This is a genomic window from Bacillus sp. AM 13(2015) (assembly GCF_001518755.1).
Classification (GTDB): Bacteria; Bacillota; Bacilli; order Bacillales; family Bacillaceae; genus Bacillus; species Bacillus safensis.
Genome location: NZ_LKCP01000049.1, coordinates 1 through 7,924 on the forward strand (window position 1 = coordinate 1; position 7,924 = coordinate 7,924).

Sequence of the window (7,924 nt, forward strand, 5' to 3'; positions counted from 1 at the left end):
CTTTGCTTAAAGAACTGTCTATAACGTTTACAAAAAGGTGAATGCCAAATAGAATAATCCCAATGTAAAAAAATACTGGGTTGATTCCAGCTGGAATGATCAATATAAATAAACCAACAAGAGTCACGTAGTGAATGCTTTTCAGCATGAATGTTTTTGCTGTTTCGCTCAAACAACCCTCTCCTTTTGGATCTAATTTCCTTAAATTATATCAAAATTCCATTTAAATGGTGATTTAAATATTTGCAGGACGAACCACTTTTTATTATCACATGTAAAAAAATGAGTCCAACTCAATAGCTGAACTCATTTACGCCTTACTATCAATGACCAAACTGCGCTTCATGCAGTCTGCTGTATACGCCGCCCATTTGGATGAGTTCTTGGTGGCGGCCTTGTTCTTGAATGCCTTCTTCTGTTACGACGATGATACGATCGGCGTGTTTAATTGTTGCCAGGCGGTGGGCAATAACGAGTGTCGTCCTGCCGACAGCCAGTTCGCTCAGTGCATCCTGTATAGCTTTTTCTGTTTCTGTATCAAGTGCTGATGTGGCTTCATCTAAAATAAGAATTGAAGGATTTTTTAGGAACATCCGCGCAATCGACAGGCGCTGCTTTTGACCGCCTGACAATTTGACGCCGCGCTCTCCTATGACAGTATTTAATCCTTCTGGGAAACGCTGAACGAGTTCCTCTAAATGCGCACGACGTACAGCCTCCCAAATCTCTGCATCGCTGGCTTCTAGGTTGCCGTACGCAATGTTTTCTCGAATGGTGCCTGAGAATAAAAAGACATCCTGCTGCACAATGCCGATCTGCTGTCTTAAAGAAGAGAGGGTCATCGATTTTGTACTCACACCATCAATCGTAATTTCCCCTTCATCCACATCATAAAAACGCGGCAGCAAACTGCAAATCGTCGATTTTCCGGCTCCTGAGGGCCCGACAAACGCAACGGTTTCTCCTTGTTTGATTTTCAAATCGATATCCTTTAACACATGACTGTGCTCATCGTAGCCAAATGTCACGTTTCGATATTCAATTTCACCTTTCAGCCCGAATACATCACGAGCTCCTTCTGTATCCTTCACATCTGGCTCTGTTTCAAGTAAGTCGACATAGCTTTTAAAGCCCGCAATGCCTTTTGGATACATTTCAATCACTGTGTTAATCTTATCAATCGGTCTGAATAAGACGTTTGTAATCAGAACAAACGCGATAAATCCACCTGCCGTTAATTGACCCTGCAGAACAAACCATGTCCCTGCTAGAAGGACAAACAGTGTCACAAGACGTGTCAGAATGTAACTGATTGAGCCGTTAACCGACATGATTTTATATGAAAGAAGCTTCGCTTTCCGAAAGCGGTTGTTGTTTTCAGCAAAACGCTTTTTCTCAAAATGTTCGTTGGCAAAGGCTTGAACAAGACGAATACCGCCAATATTGTTTTCAACCCTTGCATGAAAGTCTCCAATGTCATTGTTCAGCTGTGTAATCGCCTGTGTCATCTTTTTATTAAAATGAAGGGCAAGCCAAATGATGACAGGCATGATCAGGAAGGTTAAAATGGCAAGCTGCCAGTTAATCATTAGCATAACAGCAAAGGCGCCAAGAATCGTCATAATCGCAATAAACAAATCCTCAGGTCCGTGATGAGCCACCTCACCAATGTACATGAGGTCATTTGTCATCCGAGACATAAGCTTACCCGTTTTGTTGTTATCAAAAAACTTAAATGAGAGACGCTGAAAATGATCAAACAGCTTCTTCCTCATATCTGTTTCAATATTAATGCCAAGCATGTGTCCCCAGTACGACACAATAAATTGCATCACTGAGCTGAGGGCATAAATGATAAACAGAGCAAGTGCGGTCCAGGCAATGACTGTCCAGTTCCCTGTTGGTAATAACGTATCAATAAAGTAGTTCACGATCAGCGGGAAACCAAGTTCCATTAATCCAACTGCGACAGCGCAAAAGAAATCTAAAAAGAACAGACCGCGATAGGGCCTGTAATAGGCGAAAAAACGTTTTAGCATATGTAAAAGGACCTCATTTCCTCTATAATTGATAATCATTTTCAATTATAGAGGAATCCTCTGCAAAATACTAGATCAGGAAATAATTTCTTTGACTGGAAATCCTCATAATACGCCAGAAAACAATCGAGCAAATGATTCCTTCAACCGCTCTTTTAAGCCTCTTTTATAAAAATGAACAGGACCCATTTGCTCACATTCCTTCATATCTTCCTCATAGTGGGCCATCAATTGCTCAATTGGCTTTTTCGCAGCTGTAAAGACATTGACCTCAAAATTGAGCTGAAAGCTTCTCATATCAACATTTGCAGTGCCGACAGAGGCGAGTTCTCCATCTGCGATCATCACCTTTTGATGCATGAACCCTTTTTGATAGTGATATACCTTGATGCCCTCTTTTAGTAGCTCAGAAAAATAGGATCGTGTGGCATATTGCGTGAGAAATCCGTCATTGATCTCCGGTACCATCACCCGCACATCCACCCCTCTTGTGGCAGCGATTTTGAGCGCAGTGCGAATCGATTCGTTTGGTACAAAATAAGGTGTGGCAATCCAGACAAATTGTTTCGCATTAGAAATGAGAGCATCATATAAATCACTCATACTTTCTTTCATATCAGGTCCAGTTGGTACAACCTGAATGACATCCTCTCCTGTCACAGGATGCGGCGTATGATACTTCGGATCATCAATTAATACTTCATCTGATACGTATTCCCAGTCGAGCATAAAAACGGAGTGAAGGGTCTGAACAGCCTCACCCTTTAACATGGCATGCGTATCACGCCAAAAGCCGATCTTTTCATCCCGTCCTACGTATTCCTTGCCAACATTTAATCCGCCGACAAACCCTGTTTTCCCATCAATAATGACGATTTTTCGATGATTTCGGAAATTGAATTTTTGATTAAAGAATCCATATTTTAAAGGTAGAAAAGGAGCGACCTTAACCCCTGCCTGCTTCAAGCGTTTAATATCTTTTCGTGAGAAACGAATGCTGCCCGCCGCATCATATATGAAGCGGACCTCTACCCCTTCTTTCACTTTTTCAATCAAAATCTCCATCATCCGGTGGCCGAGGAAATCAGATTTAAACATGTAATATTCAATATGAATGAATGATTTTGCCTTTTTTAACTCTTCAAAAATTCGGGGAAACGTCTCCTCTCCATTTTTTAAAATGTCCATATCACTATTTGTATTCACATGCATGCCTGTTGCTTTTTCTGTGTATTGAAAAAAACCACGCTGATTATCGGTTAAACGTGATTCATCCGGCTTGCTCTCAAGCTCAGAGATTCTGCGTAATTTCTCGCGGTTATACATTCTCTTTGATTTGAATAAATGACCTTTTACATAGAGCTGTCCTGAGAACAGATAGAACATATAGCCAATGATCGGGAAAAAAACCAGCACATATATCCATAATAACGTGTGCTGTGAAGTACGATTCTCCAGCATGAGTGAGACGATACTAAATAAAATAATGGCGATATAAATCGCTGCGTACAGCTGAACGCTCCACGCCGGCACAGTCCACCAATACACGACATATGCCCCGAATATCATAAAATATAAAAATAAAAATTCCAGTCTTCTCTTTTTCACATTCTCCGCCCTCATTCTGTCTTTTTCTCTTCCATACCCTTTGCACAGCTTGTATGAAACGCACGACCCATTCCTTTCTCCTAGCCTTTACAGACTTTCGCTATTTGATCCGATATAATAGAGAAATATGTGATGGAAAGGAAGATCTGTTTATGCATACCCCCTCACCTCTTAAAAAAGGGAGCCATATACGTGTCATTGCCCCAAGCCGAAGTGCCAGCATTTTATCAGAAGAAGGAATTGCTCAAGCGAAAAAACGTTTAGAGGCTTTAGGCTTCACTGTCTCTTTGGGACAGCATGTGTTTGAATGTGACCTTCATTCCTCATCGTCGATTGAACACCGCTTGTCTGATCTGCATGAGGCGTTCAGAGATCATGATGTCGATGGTATTTTGACAGCCATTGGAGGCTTCAACTGCAATGAACTTTTGCCTTATATTGATTACGACTTGATCCGTCAGCACCCTAAAGTCCTCTGCGGCTATAGTGACATCACTGCACTTGCAAACGCCATTACAGCGAAATGTGATATGGTGACATATTCCGGCCCCCATTTTTCCAGCTTTTACATGGAGCAGGGGCAGGAGGAGCAGACTGCCATGTTTCAAGCTTGCTTGATGAACGGCGGCGAACCGTTTGATGTGATTCCTTCGACAAAATGGAGTGATGATGCTTGGTATCTCGATCAAGCGAACAGGCAGTTTCATCCGACAACATGGGGGATTTATCAGGAAGGAACAGCTGAAGGCACCTTGTATGGCGGAAACCTTTGTACACTGAACTTACTGCAAGGGACATCGTTTATGCCGAATGTAAAGGATGCCATCTTATTTGTCGAGGATGATGAGCTGGTGTTTCCTGAAATGTTCGCCAGAGACCTTACCTCCCTCTTGCAGCATGCACAATCAATCAAAGGATTGATCATCGGACGCTTTCAGAAGAAATCCAAGATGACAGAGGAACATTTGAGGTTCATTCTAGATAAGCACCCAATGCTCAAACACATCCCAGTGATTTACGATGTCGATATCGGACATACACAGCCCATCTTCACCTTCCCGATTGGCGGAAACGTTCAGCTAGCGTGTACAAATGGAGACATAAAGCTGCGCATTCATTCATAACTAAAGGCAAAAAAGCACCCGAATAGGCGGTGCTTTTTTCTATGCCGCCATCTTTTTTAAAATTTTTTTAGAAAAAGTGATCCAACCCTTCATTCCCTTCGTTAAGTAGATGTAAAAAGAAAAGAGAGGAGGCAAAAATATGTTTTCTGATGTACTTAGCCAATTATTCGATTCTATCTCTAACATTATTAACACACTTGGATAATTCCATTTGACGCACACATACTACATGCTTACCGAAGGGAGGCACACTCTATGTTCTCTGATGTACTTAGCCAATTATTTGATTCTATTTCTAACATTATTAATACGCTTGGATAATTTTCAAAACCCGCTTGAAGATAGCGGGTTTTTTATATGAAAAAGCCCCACTCATCCAATAGAGTGGGGCTTTCTTTCATTTCATTACATCTTTTCCGGAGCCGATACACCAATTAGTTTTAATGCATTAGCGAGCGTGATTTGTGTTGCTTTCATGAGTGAAAGACGCGCTGTTGTTTTTGTTTCGTTTTCTACATCGATGACCTTCTCGGCATTGTAGAAGCTGTGAAGGGCTGATGCAAGGTCGTAAATATAGTTCGTCACGCGGTGCGGAATACGCTTTTCAGCTGCTTCTGCTACAACTTCTGGGAAGCTGCCAATGATTTTGAGAAGATCGTATTCTTTTTCCGATTGAATGTGAGAGAAATCGGCTTTTTCAAGGTTTGGTTCGTAGCCTTTTTCTTCTCCTTGACGCAGCATGCTGCAAATTCTCGCATGCGCATATTGTGCATAGTACACAGGGTTTTCGTTAGACGTAGAAATGGCTAGGTCTAGGTCAAAGTCCATATGTGTCGCCGCACTTCTCATCGCAAAGAAATAACGAGTCGCATCTAAGCCGACTTCTTCAATGAGATCACGCATTGTGACAGCTTTTCCTGTACGCTTACTCATCTTCATCTTTTCACCGTTTTTGTAAAGATGCACAAGCTGGATGATTTCTACTTCAAGCTTGCCAGCTGGATATCCAAGTGCTTGGATCGCCGCTTTCATTCGAGGGATATAGCCGTGATGGTCCGCTCCCCAAATGTTAATAAGCTGGTCAAAGCCTCTGTCCAATTTGTCTTTATGATATGCGATGTCTGGAAGCAGGTAAGTGAAGCTGCCATCTTTTTTAATCAGCACACGGTCCTTATCATCGCCAAAATCAGTTGAACGCAGCCATGTTGCGCCGTCTTCTTCAAAGACATAGCCTTTTTCACGAAGTGTTTCCAGCGCTAGTTCGATTTTTCCGTTTTCATATAAAGAGGTTTCTGAATACCATACATCAAATGGTACACGGAAATTCTCAAGGTCTACACGTAATTTCTCTAATTCGTATTTCAATCCGTATTCACGGAAGAACTTCATCCGCTCTTCTTCCGATTCATGAACGAAACGGTCACCAAATTCATCCGCAAGCTTTTGTCCGATGCCTTTGATGTCTTCCCCTCTGTAGCCGTCTTCAGGCATTTCTTTTTCAAGATCGAGTGCCTCAAAATAACGTGCTTCGACAGATAAAGCGAGGTTATTAATTTGATTCCCTGCATCGTTGATATAGTATTCACGGCTCACATCGAACCCTGCTTTATCAAGGATATTGCAAAGGGAATCTCCTACAGCTGCTCCGCGGGCATGTCCAAGGTGAAGGTCACCTGTTGGGTTGGCTGAGACGAATTCGACTTGCACCTTTTGACCGCCGCCTGTATTCGTTTCGCCATACGCTTCTTTTGCTTCAAGGACAGCTGGAATCAGCTTTGTTAAATACTGATTGTTCATATAAAAGTTAATGAATCCTGGACCTGCGATATCCAGTTTTTCAATGGAAGCTTTCCCTTTATCAAACGCATTGACGATGTCTTCTGCGATTTGACGAGGTGCTTTTTTCGCAATGCGGGCAAGCTGCATCGCCATGTTGGTAGAGTAATCACCGTGAGTTTTGTCTTTCGGCACTTCTAAAAGGACATCTGGCACCTGGCTTTCATCGGCAAGTCCTGCTTTGACGACTGCCGCAATGATTTCTTCTTTTAACGCATCTTTGACCTGTTCTGCGATATTCATGAACGTAAATCCTCCTTATACGAAATCGATAATGTATGTAAATGCTTTTGATCTTCTCCTGTCAGCATATCGTACGTAATGTGCAGCAGTCCCTTGTCCACATCGAGATCAATGCCATGTGTGTGCACATCTAACTGAAGTGTACCGAATGGCATCGTGTAATGTGTGACGGTCGTTTCTCCAATGAGAAAGCGCTGCTTCATTTGAATAGCCCCTGATCTCATGACAAAAATTTCTTTTTCACTCATTTTCACAACGGTTTTTACTTGACCCATTTCATGTTCTTCATGGTAAGTGAGATACGTTTTGTCATTCTTCTCTTGATACGTTCCAGTCGTACGGAATTCGATCGTTTCAGCCGGCTCCGTCTCTGGTTTCATCACTGACTTTACATGAATTGAAATTTGGTTTTGTGTCATTTTGCACTTCCTTTGCTAAGACCCGTTTAACTAAAATATTATACCATAATCATGATCGCCTATCATACCATCATTTCTCTTCTTCACGGCGATTAAACTTCGTTTTTCATCTTCAGCCATCCCTTTAGAAAAAAAGAAAAATGCAACTGACCAATACGACAAGTCCAGCCTTTACGCCTAAGTCTTTTCTTTTCAGTAAATAAAAAAGAGCTTGTATGCCTGAACTTGCCAAAAATGCCTGAAAAAAATCAATTGGTTCGATTTGATTCTTCTTAAATACCACCTGCATGAATAACGCAATGGCCGTCAGATAGAAAAAGCCCCGATCGTGAAACAGCCCCAGCACCTCTTCCTTTGCTTCCTTTTTAGAAGCAAAAACAGATGGATCGGCTGCGAGCTCTCGTTTCAGTGTGAGAAAGCCTGAAGCTAATACGCAAAAAGCGAGGGACACCATCAATATTGAAGAAAACATGAGCTGCCTCCTTTATGTTTGATCAATGTAAAAAAAGAGCTTGTCCACATGAGATGACAAGCTCCTCTATCAACTGATTATTTCACAAATCCAGCAGCATTTCGCGTAAAAGCTTACTCGCTGTATTCGCTGTTTGGTCAGAATGATCATATACAGGTGCTACCCTCGACTAGGTCTGCCCCG

At 42.0% G+C, this 7,924-nt stretch carries 6 protein-coding genes and 1 pseudogene; 1 reads left to right on the top strand and 6 read right to left on the bottom strand.

Going from position 1 to position 7,924, the window contains the following annotated elements:
- Positions 1–323 precede the first annotated feature (323 nt).
- Together AOQ70_RS07430 and cls are read right to left on the bottom strand one after the other, a co-directional pair.
- Positions 324–2,039 (bottom strand): ABC transporter ATP-binding protein, encoded by a 1,716-nt coding sequence (locus tag AOQ70_RS07430; RefSeq protein WP_047202612.1) that lies wholly within the window; start codon positions 2,037–2,039, stop codon positions 324–326.
- 105 nt (positions 2,040–2,144) lie between these two features.
- Entirely contained in the window at positions 2,145–3,662 is a 1,518-nt protein-coding gene (cls, locus tag AOQ70_RS07435; protein ID WP_370333265.1) for a cardiolipin synthase, read from the bottom strand.
- 137 nt (positions 3,663–3,799) lie between these two features.
- Here cls and AOQ70_RS07440 point away from each other — a divergent pair, with 137 nt between their 5' ends.
- Complete coding sequence (locus tag AOQ70_RS07440; protein ID WP_059375482.1) at positions 3,800–4,771, top strand: S66 family peptidase; 972 nt, start codon at positions 3,800–3,802, stop codon at positions 4,769–4,771.
- A gap of 405 nt (positions 4,772–5,176) precedes the next feature.
- Here AOQ70_RS07440 and argS read toward each other — a convergent pair whose 3' ends face one another.
- The 4 genes and pseudogenes from argS to AOQ70_RS19550 form a co-directional block, all read right to left on the bottom strand.
- Positions 5,177–6,850 carry an arginine--tRNA ligase gene (argS, locus tag AOQ70_RS07445; protein WP_059375483.1) on the bottom strand — a complete coding sequence of 558 codons (1,674 nt, stop codon included), beginning with the start codon at positions 6,848–6,850 and terminating at the stop codon, positions 5,177–5,179.
- Complete coding sequence (locus AOQ70_RS07450) at positions 6,847–7,269, bottom strand: DUF1934 domain-containing protein (RefSeq protein ID WP_003215400.1); 423 nt, start codon at positions 7,267–7,269, stop codon at positions 6,847–6,849. The genes argS and AOQ70_RS07450 overlap by 4 nt, the downstream gene beginning before the upstream one ends.
- A 124-nt stretch (positions 7,270–7,393) precedes the next feature.
- Positions 7,394–7,741 (bottom strand): hypothetical protein, encoded by a 348-nt coding sequence (locus tag AOQ70_RS07455; RefSeq protein WP_059375486.1) that lies wholly within the window; start codon positions 7,739–7,741, stop codon positions 7,394–7,396.
- A gap of 82 nt (positions 7,742–7,823) precedes the next feature.
- Positions 7,824–7,924, bottom strand: a pseudogene (locus tag AOQ70_RS19550) (arginase family protein); the annotation flags it as partial.

Coding starts and splice junctions, on each gene's coding strand:
- AOQ70_RS07430 (WP_047202612.1), bottom strand. CDS start 2,039: ATGCTAAAACGTTTTTTCGCCTATTACAGGCCCTATCGCGGTCTGTTC.
- cls (WP_370333265.1), bottom strand. CDS start 3,662: ATGAGGGCGGAGAATGTGAAAAAGAGAAGACTGGAATTTTTATTTTTA.
- AOQ70_RS07440 (WP_059375482.1), top strand. CDS start 3,800: ATGCATACCCCCTCACCTCTTAAAAAAGGGAGCCATATACGTGTCATT.
- argS (WP_059375483.1), bottom strand. CDS start 6,850: ATGAATATCGCAGAACAGGTCAAAGATGCGTTAAAAGAAGAAATCATT.
- AOQ70_RS07450 (WP_003215400.1), bottom strand. CDS start 7,269: ATGACACAAAACCAAATTTCAATTCATGTAAAGTCAGTGATGAAACCA.
- AOQ70_RS07455 (WP_059375486.1), bottom strand. CDS start 7,741: ATGTTTTCTTCAATATTGATGGTGTCCCTCGCTTTTTGCGTATTAGCT.